Origin of the sequence: Lysobacter sp. ISL-50, assembly GCF_018612875.1 — a bacterium.
Lineage (GTDB): Bacteria > Pseudomonadota > Gammaproteobacteria > Xanthomonadales > Xanthomonadaceae > Lysobacter.
On sequence record NZ_JAGGRI010000031.1, the window covers coordinates 30,081 to 54,123 of the forward strand.

The window sequence follows — 24,043 nt, forward strand, 5'->3', positions numbered from 1 at the left end:
GATGGATGAGCCCTGGCCTGCGGACTCGAGATATTTTTGAACCCAGCCTCGCTATCGCCGGGTGAAGGGCGCGTCGGACGCGCTCCGGCGATGGGAGGAGCCCGCGCTAGTTGGCGGGCAGATTGACCCGGTCGATGCCGTGAATCACCGCATTGCTCGAATAGATATTGGGCAGGACCACTTTGCCGACGCCGAAGCTGACCTGTTTGTCGAGCGACCGGATCGCGACGTTGCGACCGTTTACTGTCTTCAGCGCGTCCCAGCGCTCGAACTCGACCACGGTCTTACGTTTCGGAATCAGGTGACCGTTGAGAAGATCGTTCAAACGCGCCTTGTTTTCGGGTAGAAACAAGTTTTCCAGCGTGCTCTCGGGCAGTTCGCCGAACGCCGCGTCGGTGGGAATGAACGCGGTGAACGGGCCGTTTCCGTCAAGGAATTCGGTCATGCCGGCGCGTTCCACCGCTTCGCAGAAAATCGCGAACGAGCCTTCGTCCGCGGCGACTTCGAGCAGCTTCTTCGGCGCCGTCTCCGCCATCGCGAGAGGGGAAGAAGCGGCGCTCGCGCCGGCCGCGGTGGTGGTGCTGGTCATTTGGGTTCGCCTTAAGTACGGCCCACGCAGCGCGGGCCGATCAACGGTCTGGGCCGTATCTCCCATGGAGACTGGGAGTTCCAGGCTGCTACGGCCGGGCGATGAAGATCGCCGCGGCCGATTTGCGCCGCGACATTGCGTCGTGGTGTCCGTCTACAGTGCGCCGCGTGGTGTTAGCTAACCGTGATCTGGCGCGATCGACCGCGCTCGCGAGGCGACGATTGCCGATCAGGCCGCCGCGGACCGCCGCGACGGATCGAACAATCGCAAGCCGATGGCGTGCGCGGCTTGCAGATGCGAGGCCGCGTCATTTTGCGAATCGAGCAGCAGTTCCGAAGTCTCCACGCTGGCGCCGCAGTAATCGAAGATACCGTGATCGATCTGGGTCTTCATCGCGTCCAGGTAGCCGCGCCGGGTGTAGGTGCGCAGGTCGGCGCCACCGACACCGACCAGATGCACATGCCGGCCGCGCAGCCGTTTCACCAATGCCGTGTCGGCATCGGAGTCGTAAGCCCACCCATTTGTGAAGACGCGGTCGATCCAGCCTTTGAGCAAGCCCGGCATCGACCACCAGAACACCGGATACACCAGCACCAGCGCATCGGCGCGATCGATCCGCGCCTGCTCGGCGAGGACATCGGCCGGCGGCGGCGCAAGGCGGCGATGCACGGCGACATCGGCGAGACCGAAGCGCGGATCGAACCCTTCCGCGGCGAGGTCGGCGATTTCGAAGCTGTGCGCCGGGTCGCCGTGCGCGATGCCCTCGCCGATCCGCGCGGCGACGGCGTGGCTGAGCGATTGCGGGTCGGGATGGGCGAGTACGATCAGCGCGTGCATGAGGCGCTCCCAATCGGGCGAAGATGTCGACCGCGGCGTTGCGCCGGATCTTCGGCCTTGGATGGAACCATGCAACCAACCAGATAAGCTGACATCGATTTACTCCGGAACATGCGCGAACGCGATGTCGGAATCATCCGCGTCCGGCCCGCGGCTGATAAACCAATTGTTTTCAATGCATCGACAAGCGCGGTTTGAAGATCGACCGCGGCCGGATTTCAATCGTTGCGCACGCTCGCGGACAACACCGGCCACGAGCCATCCCCCCACGTGTCCTCGTTTGGCAGTTCCCCGGACAGCCCGCGCTCCGCCACCGAGCCATCGGGATCGACCAGATCGAGCACGCCGGGCGCGGCGAAAAACCGGTTGCGAGAAGATGCACATGGGACATCCTGATGTCCGGCGTCGATACCGCGCATGGTAGATCACCCGTTCCGCGGCGGCGACACCAAGGCGCGCGGCCGTTGACCGGGTGCGCAAAAGCGGTGATTCTCGCCGCATTGTCAAAGTTGGCTTGAAGATCGATGAACCGGATGCTGCCGGGCACGCGCGCGCTGCGAACCTTCGAGGCGGCCGCGCGGCATTTGAACTTCACCCGCGCCGCGGACGAAGTCGGGCTGACCCCGGCGGCGGTCAGCCACCAGATCAAGGAGATCGAGGATCAACTCGGCCTCGTGCTGTTCACCCGCACCAGCCGCAGCATCCAGCTCACCGCGGCCGGCGCGGAACTGTTCCAGGCCGCCGCGACCGCGCTCGGCACGCTGCAGCGCGCCGTCGGCCGCGCCCGGCGCATGGCGCGCGAGCGCAGCGGCCTGCGCATTTCGACCAGCGCGCGCTTCGCCAGCAACTGGCTGCTGCCCAGGCTCCCGCGGTTCCGCGTCGCGCATCCGCAATTGGAATTGGACTTCGACGTCAGCGATGAGCTGCGCGATTTCGACGTGGACGATATCGACGCGGCGATCCGCTTCGGCACCGGCCGCTATCCGCGCACACGCTCGCAGCGGCTGTTCGACACCCGCATCGTCGCCGTGTGCAGCCCTGCCCTGTTGCAAACCGGGCCGCGACTCGAACAGCCGCGCGACCTGCTTCAGCACACCTTGTGCCATGTGGACTGGAAGACCGACGGCATGGTCTGGCCGACCTGGCGCATGTGGATGGCCGCGGCCGGCATCGAGGATTTCGACGACAGCCGTTGTCTGGCGTTCGCGGATTCGGCGCATGTCGTGCAAGCGGTCATCGACGGCGGCGCGGTCGGTTTGGCCGACCTGGAGATGATCGGCGCCGATCTCGCCCAGGGGCGGCTGGTGCGCGTATTCGATATCGATGTCCAGGTTGCGCCCGAATACGCTTATCACTTCGTATATCCGGACAACAGTCACGACGATCCGCGCATCCTCGCGTTCAGCGAATGGCTGCTTGGCCAGACCGGCTTGCCGGCGGCGCCTTGAGCGAGACCACGCGGCCGGTGCGCTGCGTCATCGCAAACAACCGCAGGAAGCCACGTCCTTTGCGTTCGACTTTCGGTTGCCAGGGACCGGGCCAAGGCAAGGCATTACTCTCCGCGGCATGAATCGCGATGGCGTCGCGACAGCGTACCCGTGCGTCGCGAAGGCCTCCAGTGGCCGCATCTTTGCGTTGCTCAGAGTTCCTGCGCCGTCGCTTCGCGCGCGCAGCAGTAGATGCTGAAGCCGGTGTCCATGCCCTTGGTGTAGACCAGATTGCCGTACTTGAGATAGTTGTGGTCCGGACAGGTGTAAGTGAACTTGGCCAGGATCAGCCGATCGCTGTCTTTCAGGTAACGGGTGGAATTGAGGTCCTTCAACTTGCAACCCGGATACAGGCGATCGATGTCGGCCGAAACGGTCCCGCGCCCCACCGAACACGCGCTCACAAGGCTCAGCGCCAACAGCGCGACCATCCGTCTCATGCGATTCCCCTGATGATTCCGGGTGCGCGGGCAGCCGGCCGGTGCGCAGTTTAGCGCCGGCCGAAGGACTTCGCGGCGGTCGGATCGATTCGCGGCGTTACGCTCGCGCGACGCTCAGGGCAAGACGGTCGCGGTCTTCGCGTTGGAATCCACCACCACCGAGCCGCGCGCGAACCGCCGCGTCCACACGCCCGGGGATTGCTGCGCCGCCGCCGACGACGGCGCGCCCAGGTCGAAGGTCCACGCGCCGTTGTACGGGTCCTGGCCGGTATCCGGGCCGCCGCCGGTGGCATAGGCGTAGCCGCCGCCGGCCGCGCCGGGATCGTGCCAGAGCAGGAACGAGGCGCTGGTGTAGCGCATCTTGTCGGCGGCCTGCCAACCACCGGCATGCGGGAACGCGTAGAAGCCGACTCCGGCCTGGGCGATGTCGCGATGAAGCGAAGCCATCCAGGCCCAATCGGCGCCGCCGAGCAAGCCCTTGTCGATGTCGTCTTCACCGGGCGCATCGCCGCTGGGCCACGATTCGTAATGTTCGCGGGCGTAGGCACCGGCGAGTTTCGCCCAGCGCACTTGCGTAGCCCGGTCGGAATTCCATGCCGAGGCGACGTTGGGCATCAGCGCGATGCCGGCCGCCTTCAACTGCGGCGAAACGTTTTTGAGGAACGATTCGACCGCCTGCGTCCAGGCCAGATCGGTCGCGTACTTGGACGGAATCGCCGACCAACTCGAACGAAAGCTCTCGCCCATGTTGACGTCGTCGGCGAACACGCCATGGAAGCCGCCGGTCTTCGCGTAGTCGATGGCGCGCCGCGCCCATTCGTCCTGATAGGCCTTGTTGCCGACGTCGTACAGATGCAGGTCGCCGCCCCAGAAGGTGATCGGTCGGCCGGCGCGATCCTTGACGATCCAGTCCGGATGATTGGCCTTGACCCAGCGATACGACAGGCCGGACGGCCACGGTTCCTCGGCCGGCGGCAGGTCGTAGGCGCCGGCCGTATCGAAATACATGTACAGGCGCATGCCTGGATTGGCGGCCTTGAGCCGCGGGATATCGACGTGCACTCGCATGTAGTTCTGGATGACCATCCACGAGTAAGCGCCGGTGTGTTGCGTGATCAACGGCACTTCGGCGTAGTCGAGGTACAGCTGGCCGTTGTGCGGCGCGCTCGACGCCGTCGCCGGCAACAACAGGGCCAGAGCCAGTCCGGCGAAGATCGCGCGCGCCCGGACGCGCGATGCGGATGCGGAATTCGACATGGCGGCTCCTGCTATCGACGGCCGGCATGGGCCCGACGGAGCCACAGATATCACGGCCATCGGTCGCGACCTGCGCCTGGGATCACACATCCGGCGCGACATGACAGCCGTAATGGTTTCGCGCTATCGAGCCTTGCGCGCGGCTGAAACGTGGAGTCGGTCAGCAGCGATCGCCGTCGTGCGCGACCACCACTACATGATCGATGCCGTGGCGGAACATCTTCGCGTAAGGACAGATCCGTTCGGTGTCGCGCACCAGTTCGGCCGCGACCGCGCGCTCCATGCCGGGTAGATCGACGCGGATTTCCGCCGACAGCACGAACAATCCATCCATCGGATCGCGCGCGAACGTCACCGCGGCATCCACCGTCACCTGCCTCAGCGCCAGCCCCGAGCGATTCGCGAGCAGCACCAGCGCGCCGTGGAAACAGGCGGCATACGCGGCCGCCAGCAGTTGTTCCGGATTGCTGCCGCCGCCCGGCCCGCCCAGTTCGACCGGCATTCGCAGATTCACCTCGAGCGCGCCGTCGTCCGAACGCGCCACGCCCGACGCGCGCCCGTGCATGGCCTCGCCGCCGCTTACCCGCACCCGGCCGGTGTACAGCGCGCGGGCCTGTTCGCCGTGGTACTTGTCGAGAAAAATCGGCGGCGGCGGTCGCAACGGACTCATGGGCGTACTGGCGTCGTCCCGGTGTGGATCGCAGGGTCGGCGTTGCCGCCATGCAGTGGGCGGCTGATTCGCCGAGGTGAACCGACGACGCCGCGCTCAGGCGTGCGGCGCCTTGGGGGCGAACTGCGATTGCTGCAGCCAGCGCTCGAAGTTCAACGCGCCCTGCCACGCCGCGCCGACCGGCACCAGCGTGTCGTTCTGCAATCGCGCACCGAAGTACAGCGCGTTCGGATCGCTGACGACTTCGCGCGAATCCTGCACGGCGCGCATGAATCGCCGCGCCAGAGCGGCCATCGGCTCGCGCTGCGGCCCGGCGATCTCGACGATGCCGTTGGCCGGCGGCTGCACGGCCAGGCGCGCGACCGCGTTGGCGACATCCTCCGAAGCGATCGGCTGCACCAGCGCCGGCGGCAACCGCACCGTCTGGCCGTCGGTGCCGGCCTGGATGATGCCGGGCAGGAATTCGTAGAACTGCGTGGAATGCACGATGGTGTAAGGAATCGCCGATTCGCGGATCAACTGCTCCTGGGCGATCTTGGCGCGGAAGTAGCCCGATGCCGACAGCTTGTCGGTTCCCACCACCGACAAGGCCAGATGGTGGCTCACGCCGGCGCGCGCTTCCGCGCTCAGCAGGTTGTGTCCGGCGGTGCGGAAGAAATCCATGACCGCGGCGTCTTCGAACGACGGCGAATTGGCCAGATCCACGACCGTGTCGGTGCCGGCCATGGCCGCGTCCAGGCCTTCGCCGGTGAGGACGTTGACCCCGGTCGAAGGCGCGGCGGCGACGACTTCATGGCCCTGGCCGCGCAGTTGCGCGACCACCTTGCTGCCGATCAGCCCGGTACCGCCGATGACGACGAACTTCATGTTGCACCTCTGCGCCTGATGAAGGGGGATCGTTGTTCCCGGCTCGGAAACAACGGATAACGACAAGCGATGCTAGGCGCCGGGCATCGATCGCAATAGGCCTGCGCGCGGATGCGCGATGTTTCCCGGCATGCACCAATGCCCGCTGGGCGGCAACGGCGGCCATATCAAGCCGCCGCGTCGGTGCGCAAGTCGAAGGCCGGCGCGACCGGCGGCGGCGCATCCAACTCGGTATCGAGATTCAACGCCCGCACCTGCGCGGTGATGAAATCGATGAACACGCGGATGCGCTTGGGCAGCTGGCGCCGGCTCAGATAGCACAGGTAGTGGCCGCGGTCGTCGGGCGCGAACGGATTCAGGCAAGACAGCAGCGCGCCCGAGCGCAAGGCCGCGCTGACCTGGTACGCCGGCATCTGCGCCAGCCCCTGGCCGGCGGATACCGCTTGCAGCAGCAGATCGTCGTCGTTGAACACCAACTCCCCCGGCGGCGTGACCGACTGGGCGACGCCGTCCACTTTGAAGTCCCAGCCGCGCAGGCGCCCGTTCGGCAGCCGCCGGTGGATGCAGGCGTGCGCCTGCAACTCGCCGATCGACGCCGGCAGGCCGCGCCGGCGCGCGTAATCGGGCGAGGCGCACACCAGCATGCGCATCGGGATCAGCTGCTTGGCGATCACCTGGCTGTCGTCCATGCGGCCGTCGCGGAACGCGACATCGACGCGATCGACGGCGAGATCGGCCAGCCGTTCTTCCAAGGTCAGTTCGATGCCGATCCCGGGATAGCGCAAGCGGAACTCGGCCAGCAGCGGCGCGACGACGTTGCGGCCGAAGCCGTGCGTCGAGCTGATGCGCAACTGCCCGCGCGGCGGGCCTTCGCGCAGGTCGCGCATTTCGTCCAGGGCCTGGGTGATCCGCTCCACGCCGGGACGGCAGTTCTCGAAGAACAGTTCGCCCTCGCTGGTGAGCGATGTCGAGCGCGTCGTGCGCAGGAACAGCCGCGCGCCCAACTGCCCTTCCAGTTTCTGCACGCTGCGGCTCACCGCCGAGCGGCCGACGCCCAGGCGATCGGCCGCGCGCGCGAAGCTGCCCTCGGTGGCCACGGTGATGAAGGCCACCACGCCGGCATAGCTGGCCGAGAAGCTGCACGGCAGCGCGTCGTGGCCGTCGATCGGAGTCTGCGTCGTCGCGTTCATCGCCAGATTCATGGTCCTCACGCCTCGTCCTGCCCGCACCGGTGCCGCGACGCCAGCGCATGAGCGCGAGCGTGTTCGACCTGCTGGCGGCACAGCTCCGCCGGTTGGCCGATCATGCGGGCGATGTCGGCGTAGCTGGTCTCGAAGATCACATGCAGCACGAACGCCGCCTGCGCCTCCGGCGCCAGCGCCTGCAGCGCGCGCAGGAAATCCAGCCAGACCCGCTCGGCTTGCGACGGCGCCGGATCGCCGGGCCGGTGATGAAAAATGATGGTCATGCTCCAAGGTCGGCGCAGCGCATCGGCTTGTGACACGCCGGCCGCACTGGTGCCCGGCGCTCAACACCGCGCGTCCGTGCGCGTGCCTACCGGGCCGCGGCCGCGCTGCCTAGGCTGGATCGGCAACCCGGCTCATCCCCGGTCGCTCTCCCCCGTCGATACCCACCCAAGGACGCTTCGCCATGAGTCAAGGCCTGGATTACCAGCAGCAATCCCCGGAACTGTTCAAGAAGCTCATCGAGTTCAGCATGCTCACGGACAAGTCCTCGATCGAGCGGCCCATCCACGATCTGGTCTCGATCCGCGCCTCGCAGATCAACGGCTGCGCGTTCTGCGTGGACATGCACATCAAGCAGGCCACCTTGCACGGCGAGCGCCCGCTGCGCCTGCATCACCTCGCCACCTGGCGCGAATCGACCTTGTTCGCCCCGCGCGAACGCGCCGCGCTGGCGTGGACGGAAGTGCTGACCCAGATTCCGGCACAGGGCGTGTCGGACGAAATCTACGAACGCGTGCGCACGCAGTTGTCGGAGAAGGAAATGTCCGACCTGAGTTTCGTGGTCATGAACATCAACGCCTGGAATCGCGTCAACGTCGGTTTCCAGACCGTTCCGGGCAGCCTGGACAAGGCCTTCGGACTGGACAAGGCCAATCTGGCCTGAGTCCGCCGCGTTCGCCGCCGCGGCCACGCGCCGTGGCGGCGAACGGTGTTCCCGTATTCGCCATCATCGCTCCGCCGCGAGCGCCGTCACATCGAGGTTCCCATGCGCATCCGCCATTCGCTCGCCCTGCTGTCGCTGCTCGCCCCCGCGGCCGCATCGGCCCACGGTCCCGCCGCCGCGGGCGCCGCGCCGCCGCCTTCGGTCACCACCGTCATGTCCCATCCGCTGTCCGGCTACCCGGGTAAGGAAGCGTTGATGATCACCGTCGAATACCCGCCCGGCGGCGCCGATCCGGTGCATCGCCACGACGCGGACGCGTTCGTCTATGTGCTGGAAGGTTCCATCGTGATGGGCGTGGCCGGCGGCAAGGAAGTCACCCTGAGCGCGGGCCAGAGTTTCTACGAAGGCCCGAAGGACATCCACACCGTCGGCCGCAACGCCAGCGGCGACAAGCCGGCCAAGTTCGTGGTGGTGCTGCTGAAGGACGTGGACAAGCCGGCGCTGATCCCGGTTCCGTGATCGCGGGCCGGCGCCGGCGCGGGGCGGCCGGGGCGGCCGTCGAACGCGGCATGTCACAATCGGGCCTGCTGTCCCGACATGATAGGCATGGAAGGCGCGACTCGACTGTTCACCCAACTGCAACCACGCTTGCGTGGCATTGCCTACCGCATGCTCGGCTCGGTGGCCGAAGCCGAGGATGTGGTGCAAGACGTCTGGCTGGCCTGGCATAAGGCCGATCCGGAGCGCATCGAGGATGCGCAAGCCTGGCTGGTGACCACCACCACCCGGCGCTCGATCGACCGCCTGCGCCTGGCCCGTACCGGCCGCGAGCACTACGTCGGCATCTGGCTGCCCGAGCCGATCCTCACCGACGCCAGCGAGGCCACGCCCGAGCAACTGCAGGAAGCCGCGAGCGACTTGTCGATCGCGTTCCTGATGGTGCTGGAACGGCTCGCGCCGGAAGCGCGCGCGGCGTTCCTGTTGCGCGAGGTGTTCGATGCCGACTACGGCGACATCGCGCGCACCCTGGACAAGAGCGAAGCCGCCTGCCGCCAGATCGTGCATCGGGCCAAGACCCAGTTGCGCGAGGAGCGGCCGCGTTACGTGGTGTCGGCGCAGGCGCATCAGCGCCTGATGCTTCGCTTCGCGCAGGCGCTGTCCAGCGGCGATTTCGACGGCATGAAACAGATGATGGCCGAGTCGGCGACCCTGGTCGGCGACGGCGGCGGCATCGTCACCAGTTTCGCCGAGCCGATGGTCGGCGGGCCGCGCATCGCCCAGCTGCTGTACGCCGCGCGCCTGCGCTACAAGCACGATCTGCGCAACGTGCCGGCCTCGATCAACGGCCGCCTGGGCCTGTTGCGCTACGTCGGCGCGGAACTGGAATCGGTGCAGTCCTTCGACACCGACGGCGAGCGCATCGTGCGCGTTTACATCCAGCGCAATCCGGACAAGCTGCGGCGCATCGCCGCGGCTCAGGTGGCGCTGCTGAGCTAACGCCGCGGCGGCGATTTGTATCTCAATGTATCCGGACGCATCGCCCGCGCATTCGCATACGAATCGGCGACCGCGCCGACACCCGGCGGATACGCCGCCGGCGCGTAATGGACGCCATCCCGCCACGCCGCCGCATCCGCCGGCGGATCGGCCTTCATCAGGAGACAGTCCATGAACACCGGTCCTTCCGCCCCGCCGACCAACCCCCTGCGTCGCCGCCTGCTGGGCGGCGCGGCGCTCGCCTTCGCCGCCGGCCCGCTGGGCGCGATCGGGTCGGTGCTCGCCGCGCCCGCGTCGGTGCGCGCGGCGCCCGCGACTGCCGCGGGCAAGCCGGCGTGGGGAGCGCTGCGGCAGATCGACGCCGGCGTGCTGCGCGTGAGCTACGCGCAGATGGGCCCGGAGGATGGTCCGCCGGTACTGCTGCTGCACGGCTGGCCCTACGACATCCACACCTACGCCGAAGTCGCGCCACTGCTGGCGGCGAAGGGTTACCGCGTCATCGTCCCGTACCTGCGCGGCTACGGCTCGACCGCCTTCCTGTCCGCCGACACGCCGCGCAACGGGCAACAGGCCGCGCTCGCCACCGATGCGATCGCGCTGCTGGACGCGCTGCATATCGACAAGGCGATCTTCGCCGGCTGCGACTGGGGCGCGCGCACGGCCGACATCATGGCCGCGCTGTGGCCGCAACGCTGCCAGGGCCTGGTCTCGGTCAGCGGTTACCTGATCGGCAGTCAGCAAGCCAATCAGGCGCCGCTGTCGCCGCAAGCCGAGCTGCAGTGGTGGTATCAGTTCTATTTCGCCACCGAGCGCGGCCGCCTGGGCTATGAGCGCAACCGCAGCGAATTCTCGCGACTGATCTGGCAACTGGCCTCGCCGCAGTGGCGTTTCGACGATGCCACCTTCCTGCGCAGCGCGGCCTCGTTCGACAATCCCGATCACGTGGCCGTGGTCATTCACAACTACCGCTGGCGCCTGGGTCTGGCCGAAGGCGAAAAGCGCTTCGACGACATCGAAGCGCGGCTGGCGCGGATGCCCGACATCGGCGTTGCCACCATCACCCTGGAAGGCGACGCCAACGGCGCGCCGCACCCGCCCAGCAGCGCCTATGCGAATAAATTCACCGGCAAGTACGCGCACCGGCCGATCAGCGGCGGCATCGGCCACAATCTGCCGCAGGAAGCGCCAGCCGCGTTCGCGCAGGCGGTGGTGGACGTCGCCGCGTTCTGACTCAGGCCGAGGGCGCCGACGCCTCAGCGCTCGCGCGGATCGATGACCGGCGCGTGCTGCGCCATCACCTCGACGATCCAGTCGATGAACACACGCAGCTTGGCGCTGACATGCCGGTTCGGCGGAAACGCCAGATACAACGGCATCGGATCGAAGCGCCAATCCTCGAACACTGGAATCAGTTCGCCTGCGGCGCGGTGCGCCTTGGCCATGTAGTCCGGCAGCCACAGCACGCCCAGGCCGGCCAGACCGGCGGCCAGATAAGCGTTGCCGTCATCGACCGCGAACACGTAGCGGCCTTGCACGCTGACGCTCTCGCCATCGCGATGCATGGCGTACGGAAACGGTTTGCCGGTGCGCGACCACAGGAAACCGACGATGCGGTGATGGCTGTCTTCCAGTTCGCGCGGATGCGCCGGCCTGCCCTCGCGCTGCAGGTAATCCGGCGCGGCGTAGGCGCCCAGTCGCAGATCGCCGACGTGGCGCGCCATCAGCGATTGATCGGTGAGCTTGCCGCCGCGCACGACGCAGTCCACGTTCTCGCCGATCAAATCGACCATGCGGTCGCTGACGCCCAGGTCGATCTGGATATCGGGATAGCGCGCATGAAACTCCGGCAACGCCGGCACCAGGATCGTCCGCGCCAGCGGACTGGGCACGTCCACCCGCAGCTTGCCGCGCACCGAAGCCGAAGCGCTGGACAGGCTGGTTTCGGCATCGTCCATATCGGCCAGCAACCGCACCACGCGCTCGTAATAGACGGCGCCGTCGGCGGTGACGTTGACCTTGCGCGTGGTGCGGTTGAGCAGCTTCACCCGCAACCGCGCCTCCAACTGCTGCACCAACTGGGTCACGCTGGTCTTGCTCATGTGCAGCGTGTCGGCCGCCTTGGTGAAGCTGCCGGTTTCGACCACGCGCGCGAACGCCTGCATCGCATCAATACGGTCCATCACCGCTCCAGGCGCTCGAAGATTGTTTGGATTCTACAAACAGTGATGGGTGGGCGCGCGCGTTTATCCGCGCGCCGGCCCGCTCTACAGTCCTGGCATCGTCAACAACGGGCCGGCCGCGGCCCATGGATCGAGGTGTGCATGAGCAAGCGCGACGTGGTTTTTCCGAGCGGGCGGCAAGCCCTGTACGAACGCAATCGCTATTCCCCGGCGATCCGCTCGAACGGCTTCCTGTTCGTATCCGGGCAAGTCGGCAGCCGCGAAGACGGCTCGCCCGAGCCGGATCTGCAGGCGCAGGTGCGGCTCGCGTTCGAAAATCTGAACGCGATTTTGAAAGCGGCGGGCTGCAGCTTCGAGGATGTGATCGACGCGACCGTGTTCATCGTCGATCCCGAATCGAAGTTCGACACGATCTGGAAGGTCCTGCCCGAGTATTGGGGCGACGCGCCGTACCCGACCCTGACCGGCATCGGCGTGACCTGGCTGTATGGGTTCGATTTCGAGATCAAGGTGATCGCCAGACTGCCGCAGGGCGAGTGATCGCGGCCGGGGCCGGGCTGGAAGGGGCTCCGTCCGCGCGGGATGAACCCATGGCGATAATTCGCGGCACTTCCCTGTCACTATCCTAAACCAGTCCGGGCTTGTGGCAAGCCCCCCGCCGTGATGCTCAATCGCCCACCGGACTCAAGCAACGAGGAGGTGCGCAATGAGACTGCCGCTATCGACATACACGTCGCGCCGGAACGGTGAGTGGGCGATCGGAACGCGGCCATGACGGCGCATGCGGTGGTGAAGGTAGTGCAGCCGATGCTTACTATCGCGAAAGCCGCCGCCAAACCTGTCAATAAAACCGCATCCGCATCTGCTCTCTCTCGCTCTCCTCTCCTTCTCGCTCTCCCTCTCCCGCTTGCGGGAGAGGGCCGGGGTGAGGGTGTGAGCGCCATAGGCGCGAATGCTCTTGAGTTCCGCGACGGCTGCGGCCCCTCACCCCACCCCCTCTCCCGCAAGCGGGAGAGGGGCTCAATCATCGCGCGTGTTTTCAGATGTAGCCCTTGCAGTAGCATGAACCGCCCGAACCCCACGCTGGAGCCCGGTTGTGTCGTCGTTCTCCGATCCGCAAGCGGTTGCCCGTTACGCGCAAGGCCCCGTCAGGCAGGTGCCGGGCTTTCATGCCCTGCAACAGATGACCGAGCTGCTGTTGGCCGAAACCGTTCCCGATGACGGCCACGTCCTCGTTCTGGGCGCCGGAGGCGGCCTGGAGTTGAAGGTCTTCGCACAAGCGCACCCGCAATGGCGGCTGGTCGGCGTGGACCCTTCGGCGGAGATGCTGAAACTCGCCGACGCCACCCTGGGCCCGCTCGCGACACAGGTCCAACTGGTCGAAGGCTATATCGACACCGCGCCGTCGGGCCCCTTCGACGGCGCCACCTGCCTGCTGACCCTGCACTTCCTGCCCAGCCATGAGCGCCTGCACACGCTGCGCGAACTCAGGCGGCGCCTGAAACCCGGCGCGCCGCTGATCGTCGCCCATCACAGCGTTCCGCAAGCCGAAGACCAGAGACTGCGCTGGCTCCATCGTTACGCCGCCTTCGCGGCGGCGTCCGGCGTGCCCACGGTGGATGCGGCCAACGCCGTCGCCGCGATCAATAGCCGCCTGCCGCTGCTCTCGCCTGAGCAAGACGCAGCTTTACTGGAGGAAGCTGGCTTCGAGCGGATCGAACTGTTCTATGCCGGGTTTACCTTCAAGGGCTGGGTCGCCTGCAACCCTGTCTGATATCGCCCGGGAGCGTCTACGAGCTTCCTTAGAGCCCCCTTGCCCGTCATTCCCGCGAACGCGGGAACGACGAGCAAAAAAACAGCGGCTCCGCACCGAAGCAGAGACTCTCAGGTTTCAAGAGACCGCCAGCGCCTCTGCGTCCGCCGACGTGCGCGTCTTCAAACCGGTCTGCCGCTTGCATTCCAGCAACAACGGCGAAGCCAGATCGCACTCAGGATGCATGCGGTTGAGCCCGTGAATCGCCCCGGCCAGACCGGTCATCAGTCCCGGCGTGAACGCCTGCTTGGTGATGCCGCCGACGATGCCGTGTTCCTCGATCGCCGAAACGACTTGCGCGGTGGCGTCGTCGCGATCGATGGCGCTGGCGTCCGGATCGAGCAAGGACGCGCGCACCAGCAGCTCCCACAGCGAGAAATCGCCGTGACACAGCGTGTGGGTGAAGCCCCACTGCCCGCGCGCCGCCGCCACCGCGCGGCGCATGTCGCGCAGATCGCGCGCATCGCCGCTGCGCGCGTACAGATCCGCCGCGGCCAGGCCGATGCCGACGCCGCCGTTGCACCAGGTCGGAAAGTTCACCGTGTCCTGCATGCGCACATCGCGCCAGTTGCCGATCGAAGCGTCGAACAACGAATCCTGGAAGGCGAACGCGGCATCGGCGAGTTCGTTCCAAGCCTTGCGTTCGGATTCGCTGCCGGCGTCGCTGCGCGCCAGACGCGCCAAGGCCCAGCCGATACCGTAGCCGCCGTGGGCGAAGCCGCCGATCGGATCGGCCAGTTCCAGCGTCTGCCAATAGGTTCCGCGCTCATCGCTGCGCACCGCCGATTGCAGGCGCGCCGCGGCGCGCGCGGCCAGCGTCAGCCAACGCCGGTCGCCGGTGGCTTCGGCGAGGCCCAGCATCGGCGCGACCGCGCCGCAACTGCCGTCGGTGATATCCAGGCTGCGATCGTCGTCGAAGCCTTTTTGCTCCAGCGCCTGCGCGCAGGCGCTGGCATTGGCCAGCAATTGCGGCCGCCCGAGCAGATCGTGCAGCACCAGCCAGGCCCAGATGCGGCTGCCGTCGCCGGTGAAGCCGCCCACCGTCGCCGGCGCCGGCTCGGCCTCGACCAGACTCTGCAACGCGACCAGGGCGCCTTCCAGAGCCTCATCCACGCCCGCCACCGGATCGGCGCGGCCGTTAGCCACTTCATGCCGATACCCGGCCAAGGCCACGGCAACACCGCCGAGGCCGAAATAGGTGTCGCCGCCCAAGGGCTGCACATGCCAGCCCTGGCTGCCGAAGCTCTCCGGCGTGATCCAGGTGGTCGAACCGTCTTCGCCGTGCACCGCCAGTTTCAACAGCCGCTCGGTCGTATCCGCGGCGAGCTTGCGCCTGCGTTCGTCGAGCCGGTCGCGATGCGGGTGACGAGCGTAGTGCGAACGGCTGTCGCGTTCGCTCGGGCCGTCGGCGCCGCTGTTGAGTTGGGTGACGACCAGCGAACTGCGGATCGTCATTTCCTCCAGCTCGATCCGCATCGCGCGCCAATTGGCGAAGGTCTGCGCGATGCGTTCGGGCGACAGCGACAGCGCGAATATCGGAATGTCGCCATAACGCAGATCGTGGATTTCGCCCGCGATTTCCTCCTCCGTGAACGCCACCGCGCCGACGCTGCTGGAGAACAGCTTGCGCGCGCGTTCGATCGACTTGGCTTCGTCGTACAGCGACGCCGGATGCCAGAGCATGCGGCCGATTTCCACGTAAATCTGCGTCGCGCGGCGGACCTCGCGCGCGCGGCAGCCTTCGAACGCGCTCAGCAGCGGCGCCAGCGCGCCGTCGGCATCGAGCCGGCGCAGCCGCCGCGAGGCATCGAGAAAGGCGTCGCTGATCTCGTCCCAATACCGCGACACATCCGGATTCGGGCTGGGATGGTTCTGCGACATCGCCATTTCCGCTTCGACGATCTTCACCCGCGCATCGGTGGTGCCGTCGCCGGCGATGACCGGCACCTGCAACTGCGGCTGCTCGCCCGGCAATGCGCCGGCGGCGGACAAGTCCGCGCGGCCGAAACCCAGCACCGGCGAACGGAACGGCACGATGCCGGTGCGCAGCACCGAGCTTTGAATCAGGGTCTGCGCTTGATCGTAGGCCTGGCCGTAACCCGACGGCGTCACCGGCAGCGCGGCGGCGAACAGGCTCTCGACATCGACCACCACCGGCACTGGACCGGCGGCGACCAGATTTTCCAGATGGATGTCGGTGCCGCCGAGCAGGCGCAGTATCGCCAGCCAATGGCCGAGGCCGCGATAAAAACCGCGCAATTCTTCATCGCCGTCGCAATAGCGATGTTCGATGAAAGCGGCCCAGCCGTAGTCGCCCTGGTCGAGCACCGCCGGCACGCGAATGCGTCCGTCGCCTTCGAAGACGTGTGCGAGGAAACCGTCGAGCACCGCGTCGATACGCAGCGAACGCGGCTTGTACATGACCTGCCCGGCCTCGAAACTCAGCCGCGCCACGGTCTGCCCGCCTTCGTGCAGATCGCCTTGGTCGAGCGTGATCGAGATCAAGCGGCCGGGCGCGGCGCCGAGCAAGCTCGCCAACTGCGCGCGGTCGGCGATCAAGCGCACGATCAGCGTTTCGATGGCGAGGCACTGCTGGCTCAGCGTGCGCTCCAGGCGCTCGCGCAGCGGCGGATAGCGGCCGTACAGAAGTTCGGAAAACTCCGGGCGCAAGGCCTTGGCGACGAATTGCGCGAAACGGCCCGGTTCATCCTCGGCGGTGAGTTCGCCGGCCAGCTTCGCCGCGTGCAGTTCCAGCAGCAGCACGCGATTGAGCTTGAGCCGCGCATTGGCGTACAGCGCCTGGGCGACGGCGGCGCGGATCAATTCTGATTCGTCCGCATCCAGGCCGCAGGCCAGCGTCGCGAGGCGGGCGTCGAAGGCCTCGCGCGCGGCGGCGGTGAAATGATCGGTGATCGGACCGAAGCCCTCGTGGATACGGCTTTCGGTCATTGCGATACCGGTATGGGTTCTGGCGGCGGCGCGAGGATGGCGCGCGCGGAGGGAGTAGCGACGACGCGCAACCCGTGCCGGGCTGCGCGTCGATGACGCGTGGCTAACTCAGATGCAGCAGTAGCAGCGGCCGTTGGGGCATGTAGAGACCGACGTGGAATGCGTTACCGGAGCCCGCATGGCATCGGTCACCGCGCTTTCGCCTTCCAGATACAGCGGACCCGCCGGATTCTCGTAGCCATCGACGCTGTCGGCGCCATTGAGCCAGCCCGAGACGATATCGTTGCTTTGCATTGCTAGTCCTCCTTGAGTACTGAATGTCGCCCAGCAGACGGCCGCTCCATGTGTCGAAACCCCGTCGCACCGGACATCGATTTCAACCTCGCGGCCTCTCCCTCGCAAACCGATTCGCATCGGCGGCGTGTTTCCAGAGATACCACTTTGGCACTCTAAGCAGAGCGCTGAGCTACTGTCAAATGTGCAGTGCAGCAGGGTTCTGTGGCGAGGGTTCTGTTTGATAGCAGGGCTTGGGCGGCGCACGGGCTATGCGGCATGGGGCGCGACTCAACTGCCGCTGCGGGTCGGAAAGGGACGCCACACGGCCAGTTCCATGCCCTCCGTACGCGAGACGCCCGGACCCGCCCGACCTACAATCACCGACACACGGACGGGGAACATTGATGAGCAATGCCGCAGAATTGAGCGCCCTTGAGAGCGTTCTCGAAGAAAAGCAGTTCGTTGTGCCGCATTACCAACGCGGTTATGCCTGGAAACAGGAACAGTGGTTGGCGCTATGGAATGACCTGGACAATCTGTACAGGCTCGGCGCGACCAGCCATTTTGTCGGCATGCTGATGCTGCGAACACAAGGCAGTCGTGCCGAAGTGGTGGACGGACAGCAACGACTGACGACCATGATGATTCTGGCGAACGCGCTACGGGAAGCCGCCGGCCAGAAGCCGGTCGCATACGCGTTGACGTTCCTGGAGAACGACGACATTCAGAATCATTTCGACTTCCATGCGCTCGGAAGAATCGGGGCGGCCAGCAGAATCTCTCCCGACCATGTATCCAGCTATGCCAAGAACGTCAAGAAGGCAACGCTGTTCTTCAAGGAACAGGCAAAGACGCTCGGGGCGCAGAACGCGTTGCATTACCTCAACGTTCTGTTGACCCGCTTCCAACTGTTCGTACTTGAAGTGTCGGACAGCTTCGACATCCATATCGCATTCGAGACACTGAACAACCGTGGACTCCAGCTGTCGAAAATGGAACTTCTGAAAAATCGGCTGATCTACCTGTGCTCCGTCCTTCCGGACGAAGACAAATTGACCGGCGCGAGGATCAAAGACGAGATCCACCGGGCGTGGCGCGGCATCTACATCGCGCTTGGACGCATAGCCGAAACCTCGATGGATGACGACACGTTCCTGGACGCCCACGCGACCGTCTTCTATGGCCGATTGCGCGAGAAGAACTGGCTGCGAAACAAGCTCTTCGATTCTGAGTTCACCACTCGGAATCCTTCCCTGCGACTGCAGGACATATACGATTACATCGGCAGCCTGGAAACCGCGGCGCTGTGGTGGTCGCACATTCATCAGCCACGTCACTTGCCCTCGGCTCAACAGAAGGCGCTGACCCAACTCAATCGGGCCCAGTTCTCGAACATAAAACCGTTGCTGCTCTCGGCCTTTATGCGAGCCGGGCTGGAACACCCGGGCGCCGTCATCGAACCGGCTGCACATGCCGAACTTTTCGCGCCGATCCTCAACCTGATGATCCAGGCCGAGCGATTCGGCGTGATCGTGTTCCGCCTTCTCGGCAATAAATCCACGTTGGGAAAGGCTTATCTCGACAGTTGTGCACAAGCGTTGTTGAAACCCGGCCGCAAGGACCCCAGCGATCTTCCGGGGCTATCGGCAATGGATTCCGCGCCGGCGATCGACTACATCGCAGACTATCTCCATGCGTGGGCGACGAACAAAAACACTAACGCGTCACGCCAGGACCCGCGCTTCGATTGGACCGGTGCATTCTCAAAATTCGACCTCGCAACGACACAGATCGAACAGCGATTCAGTCAGCACAACGGCGGGGGATACTACGGTTGGCAGTTCACCCGCCTGGCGCTCTTCAATTACGAGGAAGCCTTCCGCCGCAATGGGAACGCCCCCGTCAAGCTCTCGTGGGAGGACTTCAGTTTCGACGAGACGGTGGAGCACATTTTCCCGAAGGCCGCCGAAGCCAAGGACGACTGGAACCAGGCCATCCCTATCGACGGCCGCTTCAATCGCAATGACAAGCTGCGCAAAGCCTTGGGCAATTCCATCGGCAATCTGCTGTTTCTTTCGCGATCGGACAACTCATCCGCGTCCAACAACCCCTATGTCGGACCCACTGGCAAGAAAGAACGCTACGCAAAGAACGGCTATTCCGCCGCGCAGGTAGCTCGGGTATTCAAAAAGTGGGATACCCTGACCATCGCCGCTCGAGGCGTGGCCATCCTCAAAAAATGCGAAGAGCGCTGGGACTTCGAATTGGTGGAAAATTCCGATCGGTACATGAATTACTTGCCACTGGTCTTCGGTGCCCAACACGAGGCTATCTCCGATGGTAAGGCGGGACGACCGATCAGCGAACGCTCCCTCAAACCGCTGGTGGACGAACTGCTCGCCGACTTCCAGCGGTGAACCCGGAGGGGCCGCATCTGGCGGCCTTGTTCGTTCAAGGCTGCCATGCGCCAATGCGTAGTCGGACAAGCCATGGCTGCGCCCAAAGGATTGTATGCGCACCTCTTCTTACGCACACCCGCCAAATGTTTACCGCGTGGAGTCGCGCTTCAGCCAAAGTACGCCAGCACAATCAGGCGCTTTTTCGGAAACACCACCAGCACTTTCTCCGGGCCGTTGGCGTAGAAGTTGCCCGGCTCGCGAACGGCTCGTTCCAGCTCTTCGCGCAGCGCCCAGTCGGCCTCGGCGCAGTGCAGCCCCAGCGATAGCAGGCTCTGATCGTCGTTCAAGTCGGGGACATGCGGGGTCGGCTGCCATGGCTCGAAGGTGTGGTAGTAGTCGTGGGCCTTGCGCGAGTAACGCGCGTTGTCGAAGAAACGCAGGCCTTGTTCCGTTATCGCGTCCGCGGTGGCGCGATCCAGACGGAAGATGGCGACGCCGCAGCCTTCGCGCCAGCCGGATTCGCCTTCGATGAAGGTCGGGTAGGAAATGCCCAGCGGCTCGGGGATGACGCCGGCCATCCACCACGCTTCCAACAAGCACCAGGCGATATACAACGACAGCATGACGCATGCGATCGCGATGAGGACTCGTTCGCCTATGAAGACTCTCTCGATGCTGGTCACGATGCCGTTGCCTTGCGATGGGACATCGCGGCACGGTAGTTGGCGCTCGTGGGTTGGGTGAGAAGCGAGGGTGAAGCGACGTCAGGCGGGGACAACTGCGATACCGGCGGGGTTCCGGCTTGCGCCGGAACCCCGCGATGGCTGCGCTTTAACAGGACACGCCCGCGTCGGCCGATGCGCTCAATTACCGTCGCGATCGACCGTGCGCAGCGGCTCCTGCACGGGCGCGCTGACACGGTTCGCGCCGACGCGACCGGCGCGCGGTCCGGTGTCGGCGACCGGCGGCGGCGTGCGCAGGCTCTGGTAGTAGTTGCGGATGCCGGCGCTGAGTTGCAGCGAGTAGTCGGTGGTCATGTAGCGGTCGCCGGTCTGGGTTTCGATGTGGGCGCCGCCGGGGATGGGTTTGAAGAATTCGTCGAACTGCGCCATCGGGTAGACGCTGGGCTTGGCGGCGCTGAAAACGGCCATGACCATCGGTTGGCCGATCTTGCTCGCGGTGGGGCCGGCGTAGGTGCCGGCGCGGCCGTGGCAGGAGATGCACGACGACACCGGACTGTCGATGGGGCCGTTGAGGCGGCCGCCGAGGCCGTGGTGCATGACGTAGGCTCGGTTGCCGTAGTCCCAGCCGGTGCGTTCGACCAAGGACGAAGTGATGCGGGCCTGGGTCAGTGCGGTGTTGACGAAGACGCCGTCGCGATTGGCGTCGGTGCGCACGGGCAGATCGTCGCCCCAGCTCGCGCCGACCGGGATCATGCGATCCCACACGGTCGGGCCGGGCGCGCCGCCGTCGTAGATGAAGGTGCCGAACACCCAGCCGGTGGTGTCGGCCATGCGCGGGTCTTTGACGGCGACGTCGAGTTGCAACAGGCGCACGGTGCGATCCACGCGCGGCTTGTTGTAGTTGACGTCGGGGTAGATGTTCGCGGTCCAGGTCTTGGTCCGGCTCAGGTACGGGATCTGCGCGGTGCTGGCGTCGGTGAACAACAGTTTGCAGGCCACCGAGTTGTCCGCGAAAGTCGATTTCGACGGATCGGGACGGCCGTCGGCGGTGCGCCAGACCTTGCCCAGGCTGACCGCGCCGCGGTCGTTGTAGAAGCCGACCGCCCAGTTCTGCGCGCGCTCGGTCTGTTTGCGATGCAGGTCGAGCGGGCGCGCCATGCGTTCGCGGGTGAGGCCGCGGCGCCATTCGCGGCCGCCGCCGAACTGGGCGCCGTCGTCGTGCAGCCACGGCGCGTGATACCACTTGCGCACGCGGTTGTTCTGCACTTTGAAATCGACATCGACATTGCCTTCCAGGCAGTAGTCGAGGACCGAACGCAGGTATTCGGTGGGGAAGGCTTTGAAGTCGATCGCCATCCACGGGAAGGTGTCGTCGGCGAAGGTGGTCGGGTAATCCTGGCTGAGTTCGAAGACATCGCGCGCGCCTGGCGGCGGAGGATAGTGCGGGTCGTAGCTGGGAAAGCGCACGGTGCCGTCGGCGGCGGCCGGAGCGGCCGGCGTAGCGCCAGCGGCGCCCGCGGTTCGTTCCTGCGATACCGCCGTGGCCACCGTGGCCGCGATCAAACCCACTGCGATCAGCGCTGTTTTCATGATCCGCTCCCTGTTTCCCGTCCTTAACGCGGTGGCGGGGCGGAAGGGGCCATGGATTCGCAGGATGCGTGGACGGGCGCGCGAGTTGTGATCGTGGTCGCGGCCGGTCGCAGGATCGGCCGCGCGGGCTTACGGTGTGTTGTCGTGGCGTGCGCGGCGGCGGATCAGGACTTGTTCGCCTGGGCCAGGTGATAGGCCACCAGTGCGTTGGCGTGTCCGTGGCCCAGCTTGTGTTCGCTCTTGAGGTGGGCCACCAGTTCCATGTGCTTTCTGTCGCCCAGCGACTGGATCACCTTGAACCAGTGCGCGACCGGGTGACCGTAGGTCTTTTCGATCGAGGGGAAGTACGAGGCCGGGCCTTTTACTTTTGCGTCGTCCGCCATTGCGGGGTCTCCTTGGGTAACCGCCACGATGGCGGATCGAAGGTAGGCTTTATACCTTCTGGATCGAGTGAGCGTCGGTGGCGGTCGTACCTCACGCCCCGGTGCTCCCCGCCGCACCCAAGCCGTTCCACTGTTGCGGCCGCGGGGTCCAATCGCCCTGCCCCAGCACCGCTTCGAGCAGGTGTTGCACGGGGTAGCCCAGATGCTCGCCGGCGGCTTGACCGGCGTCGTCGCGATGGGCGGCCAGAACAAAGGGGACGAAGGCATCGTGGTCGCGCGCGGCCAAGCCGATCATTTTCTTGGCAAGATCGTAGGACAGCAGGTTGCCGTCGTCGGTACGGTGGAAGGCGGCGCCGGACCAGTATTCCTGGATGCGTTCGGGGGTCCAGAACGCGGCGTGTTTCTGCGCGATTTCCTTCGGGGTGTAGAGCGAGGCGCGCGGGTCGCCCAGGCGCGGGAACAGGCTGTGTTCGGTGTTGACCGCCATCCCTTCGTTGACCCAGGTCGGAATGGGCAGATGCGCGAGCAAGGCGTGGGTGAGTTCGTGGGCAATGGTGGGGTGCATGGCGTCGGCATCGTTTTCGCACAAGGCGAAATGGCCGTAGCCGGCGTTGACGAACATACCCGAGGACATCGCGTATTCGCCGCCTTCGGGATAGTAGTGGGCGATGTAGTCGTAGTACTGATCGTCTTCCATGAAGATCAGGCACACGTGCTTGCCGCCGCCGATGGGCTGCGCCAGCGGGCCCAGGTTGCGCACGATCCAGCGCCGCGCCGATTCGCAGAATTTCAGGAACGACTGGGCGTCGGCGGATTCCAATGCGGTCAGCAGCAAAAAGCGCTCGGATGAGAGCACGCGGTAGCCGGGGCCCAGCGATTGCGCCAGCGCTTGCAGCCAGCGATCGGCAGCCGCGGTCCAGAACGCATCGCGTTCGGCATCCGACCAGTCCGGGCGCTCGGCTTCGGCGATACGTTCCCAGTCCGGCAGCGGTTGGCGGGTATCGCCCCACCAGTGCATCGCGACTTCGGGCACCGGAACCGGGACGGACGGCGAGATTTGCGGCGATGGCGGCGAGGCCGTTTTGAACAGACTGCGCAGGCGGTCGAGCATGGAAGAGGGACCGAAGTGAAGTGGTTGGGAAGAGCTCGGAGGTGCGATCTCGCCCATTGTGTAGGGCGATGGGTATCGCGCGCCAGCGGCCGCGATCAACGCCATTGGAAACCCGCGGGCCGCGCGTTATAAAGACCCGCGGCCCGCCGACGCCATCGCTGGATTGTCGCGGCCGTGCACCTAGGGGGAGTTCGATGAATCTGGATACCCGATCGCGTGCGCCGCGCGCGCTCGCTTCGCCGGCGCGCGCGCCTCGGCCGCATGCGCTGCGCGTGTTCGCGTTTTGCTTGGTCATCGCGGCGGCGACGCTGTCCGCGCCGGCCTGGGCGGGCTTGCCCGAGTATCGGGTCTCGGTCGCCAACACCGACATCCTTCGCCATCAAGCCGATGCGGCGCCGATGCGTATCGGCCGCTTCACCGCCGCGCGCGGCGCCGACGATCAGGCCACGCAGGAAGCGGCCGAGGCGGCGGTGTATCTGCGCGATGCCTTGTCCGCCGAACTGCAGGCCGCCGGCCGGCTGAGCGCGCAGGCGACGATCGACATCGACGGCGATCTGCGCCGTTATCAGGTCGGCCCGGCGCCGTCGTCGGGCATCAACCGCGCCAGCGTCGTCCTGCACGTCAGCGTGCGCCGCGATGGCGCGGTCGCGATGCAACGCGATTTGAGCATCGAGCAAGTGTGGCCGCATGCGGGCACGCCGTGGATCGCGCGCTCGCTGACGTCCGACCGCTTGCTGACGGCGATGCAGAGCTTGTTGCGGCAGCTGTACTCGGACCCGCAGTTCAAACGCGTTACGGCGCGCTGAGCGGACATCGCGGCCGCCCCGGCGGCTTTCGTTCCCACATCGGCCGCGGCACGCTTCGCAAGCGCGGCGGTCTGAGCGA

General features: G+C 65.9%; 25 protein-coding genes. 9 read left to right on the forward strand and 16 right to left on the reverse strand.

Features of this window, described 5'->3' with window-relative positions; translation table 11 throughout:
- Positions 1-106: 106 nt before the first annotated feature.
- The 3 genes from J7J50_RS17755 to J7J50_RS17765 form a co-directional block, all read right to left on the reverse strand.
- Complete coding sequence (locus J7J50_RS17755; RefSeq protein ID WP_215057711.1) at positions 107-655, reverse strand: fasciclin domain-containing protein; 549 nt, start codon at positions 653-655, stop codon at positions 107-109.
- Between the two features lie 162 nt (positions 656-817).
- Positions 818-1,426, reverse strand: a complete 609-nt coding sequence (locus J7J50_RS17760; RefSeq protein ID WP_215057712.1) for an NAD(P)H-dependent oxidoreductase — start codon at positions 1,424-1,426, stop codon at positions 818-820.
- 218 nt (positions 1,427-1,644) lie between these two features.
- A complete protein-coding gene (locus J7J50_RS17765) occupies positions 1,645-1,845 on the reverse strand; it encodes a hypothetical protein (protein WP_215057713.1) in 201 nt (66 codons plus the stop codon).
- Positions 1,846-1,950: 105 nt separating this feature from the next.
- Between J7J50_RS17765 and gcvA the strand changes: the two genes are divergently transcribed.
- Entirely contained in the window at positions 1,951-2,874 is a 924-nt protein-coding gene (gene gcvA, locus J7J50_RS17770) for a transcriptional regulator GcvA (RefSeq protein WP_215057714.1), read from the forward strand.
- A gap of 191 nt (positions 2,875-3,065) precedes the next feature.
- Here the strand turns inward: gcvA and J7J50_RS17775 are convergent, their stop codons facing one another.
- The 6 genes from J7J50_RS17775 to J7J50_RS17800 all read right to left on the reverse strand — a co-directional run bounded on the left by J7J50_RS17775 (position 3,066) and on the right by J7J50_RS17800 (position 7,615).
- On the reverse strand, positions 3,066-3,353 hold the full coding sequence (locus J7J50_RS17775) for a hypothetical protein (protein WP_215057715.1): 288 nt from the start codon (positions 3,351-3,353) through the stop codon (positions 3,066-3,068).
- Between the two features lie 114 nt (positions 3,354-3,467).
- A complete protein-coding gene (locus J7J50_RS17780; RefSeq protein WP_215057716.1) occupies positions 3,468-4,610 on the reverse strand; it encodes a putative glycoside hydrolase in 1,143 nt (380 codons plus the stop codon).
- 160 nt (positions 4,611-4,770) lie between these two features.
- On the reverse strand, positions 4,771-5,280 hold the full coding sequence (locus tag J7J50_RS17785; RefSeq protein WP_215057717.1) for an Ohr family peroxiredoxin: 510 nt from the start codon (positions 5,278-5,280) through the stop codon (positions 4,771-4,773).
- A 96-nt stretch (positions 5,281-5,376) separates the two neighbouring features.
- Positions 5,377-6,147, reverse strand: a complete 771-nt coding sequence (locus J7J50_RS17790) for an SDR family oxidoreductase (RefSeq protein ID WP_215057718.1) — start codon at positions 6,145-6,147, stop codon at positions 5,377-5,379.
- 167 nt (positions 6,148-6,314) lie between these two features.
- Positions 6,315-7,349: a LysR family transcriptional regulator gene (locus J7J50_RS17795; RefSeq protein WP_251044445.1), complete on the reverse strand. Its 1,035-nt coding sequence runs from the start codon at positions 7,347-7,349 to the stop codon at positions 6,315-6,317.
- 5 nt (positions 7,350-7,354) lie between these two features.
- On the reverse strand, positions 7,355-7,615 hold the full coding sequence (locus J7J50_RS17800) for a sigma factor-like helix-turn-helix DNA-binding protein (protein ID WP_215057719.1): 261 nt from the start codon (positions 7,613-7,615) through the stop codon (positions 7,355-7,357).
- Positions 7,616-7,797: 182 nt separating this feature from the next.
- Here J7J50_RS17800 and J7J50_RS17805 point away from each other — a divergent pair, with 182 nt between their 5' ends.
- From J7J50_RS17805 to J7J50_RS17820, 4 genes are all read left to right on the forward strand, one after another.
- Complete coding sequence (locus J7J50_RS17805; RefSeq protein ID WP_215057720.1) at positions 7,798-8,277, forward strand: carboxymuconolactone decarboxylase family protein; 480 nt, start codon at positions 7,798-7,800, stop codon at positions 8,275-8,277.
- Positions 8,278-8,379: 102 nt separating this feature from the next.
- Positions 8,380-8,796: a cupin domain-containing protein gene (locus tag J7J50_RS17810; RefSeq protein ID WP_215057721.1), complete on the forward strand. Its 417-nt coding sequence runs from the start codon at positions 8,380-8,382 to the stop codon at positions 8,794-8,796.
- An 87-nt stretch (positions 8,797-8,883) separates the two neighbouring features.
- A complete protein-coding gene (locus J7J50_RS17815; protein WP_215057722.1) occupies positions 8,884-9,774 on the forward strand; it encodes an RNA polymerase sigma-70 factor in 891 nt (296 codons plus the stop codon).
- Positions 9,775-9,945: 171 nt separating this feature from the next.
- Positions 9,946-11,004: an alpha/beta hydrolase gene (locus J7J50_RS17820; protein ID WP_215057723.1), complete on the forward strand. Its 1,059-nt coding sequence runs from the start codon at positions 9,946-9,948 to the stop codon at positions 11,002-11,004.
- 23 nt (positions 11,005-11,027) lie between these two features.
- On the opposite strand, the gene J7J50_RS17825 is transcribed toward J7J50_RS17820, so the two are convergent.
- Positions 11,028-11,954: a LysR family transcriptional regulator gene (locus J7J50_RS17825; RefSeq protein ID WP_215057724.1), complete on the reverse strand. Its 927-nt coding sequence runs from the start codon at positions 11,952-11,954 to the stop codon at positions 11,028-11,030.
- Positions 11,955-12,095: 141 nt separating this feature from the next.
- On the opposite strand from J7J50_RS17825, the gene J7J50_RS17830 reads away from it, so the two are divergent.
- Positions 12,096-12,494 carry a RidA family protein gene (locus tag J7J50_RS17830; protein ID WP_215057725.1) on the forward strand — a complete coding sequence of 133 codons (399 nt, stop codon included), beginning with the start codon at positions 12,096-12,098 and terminating at the stop codon, positions 12,492-12,494.
- A 556-nt stretch (positions 12,495-13,050) separates the two neighbouring features.
- The gene (locus J7J50_RS17835) at positions 13,051-13,728 is read left to right on the forward strand and encodes a class I SAM-dependent methyltransferase (RefSeq protein WP_215057726.1); all 678 of its coding nucleotides are present in this window, start codon (positions 13,051-13,053) and stop codon (positions 13,726-13,728) included.
- A gap of 117 nt (positions 13,729-13,845) precedes the next feature.
- On the opposite strand, the gene J7J50_RS17840 is transcribed toward J7J50_RS17835, so the two are convergent.
- Complete coding sequence (locus tag J7J50_RS17840; RefSeq protein WP_215057727.1) at positions 13,846-16,716, reverse strand: type 2 lanthipeptide synthetase LanM family protein; 2,871 nt, start codon at positions 16,714-16,716, stop codon at positions 13,846-13,848.
- Between the two features lie 108 nt (positions 16,717-16,824).
- Complete coding sequence (locus J7J50_RS17845; protein ID WP_057942542.1) at positions 16,825-17,010, reverse strand: DUF6229 family protein; 186 nt, start codon at positions 17,008-17,010, stop codon at positions 16,825-16,827.
- 386 nt (positions 17,011-17,396) lie between these two features.
- Between J7J50_RS17845 and J7J50_RS17850 the strand changes: the two genes are divergently transcribed.
- A complete protein-coding gene (locus J7J50_RS17850; RefSeq protein ID WP_215057728.1) occupies positions 17,397-19,409 on the forward strand; it encodes a DUF262 domain-containing protein in 2,013 nt (670 codons plus the stop codon).
- Positions 19,410-19,558: 149 nt separating this feature from the next.
- Here J7J50_RS17850 and J7J50_RS17855 read toward each other — a convergent pair whose 3' ends face one another.
- The 4 genes from J7J50_RS17855 to J7J50_RS17870 all read right to left on the reverse strand — a co-directional run bounded on the left by J7J50_RS17855 (position 19,559) and on the right by J7J50_RS17870 (position 23,158).
- On the reverse strand, positions 19,559-20,014 hold the full coding sequence (locus J7J50_RS17855; RefSeq protein ID WP_215057729.1) for a hypothetical protein: 456 nt from the start codon (positions 20,012-20,014) through the stop codon (positions 19,559-19,561).
- Positions 20,015-20,254: 240 nt separating this feature from the next.
- Positions 20,255-21,664 carry a hypothetical protein gene (locus J7J50_RS17860; protein WP_215057730.1) on the reverse strand — a complete coding sequence of 470 codons (1,410 nt, stop codon included), beginning with the start codon at positions 21,662-21,664 and terminating at the stop codon, positions 20,255-20,257.
- Positions 21,665-21,828: 164 nt separating this feature from the next.
- Positions 21,829-22,047, reverse strand: a complete 219-nt coding sequence (locus J7J50_RS17865; protein WP_215057731.1) for a DUF4287 domain-containing protein — start codon at positions 22,045-22,047, stop codon at positions 21,829-21,831.
- Between the two features lie 91 nt (positions 22,048-22,138).
- Positions 22,139-23,158 carry a hypothetical protein gene (locus J7J50_RS17870; protein WP_215057732.1) on the reverse strand — a complete coding sequence of 340 codons (1,020 nt, stop codon included), beginning with the start codon at positions 23,156-23,158 and terminating at the stop codon, positions 22,139-22,141.
- A 194-nt stretch (positions 23,159-23,352) separates the two neighbouring features.
- On the opposite strand from J7J50_RS17870, the gene J7J50_RS17875 reads away from it, so the two are divergent.
- On the forward strand, positions 23,353-23,964 hold the full coding sequence (locus J7J50_RS17875) for a hypothetical protein (protein WP_215057733.1): 612 nt from the start codon (positions 23,353-23,355) through the stop codon (positions 23,962-23,964).
- Positions 23,965-24,043 lie beyond the last annotated feature (79 nt).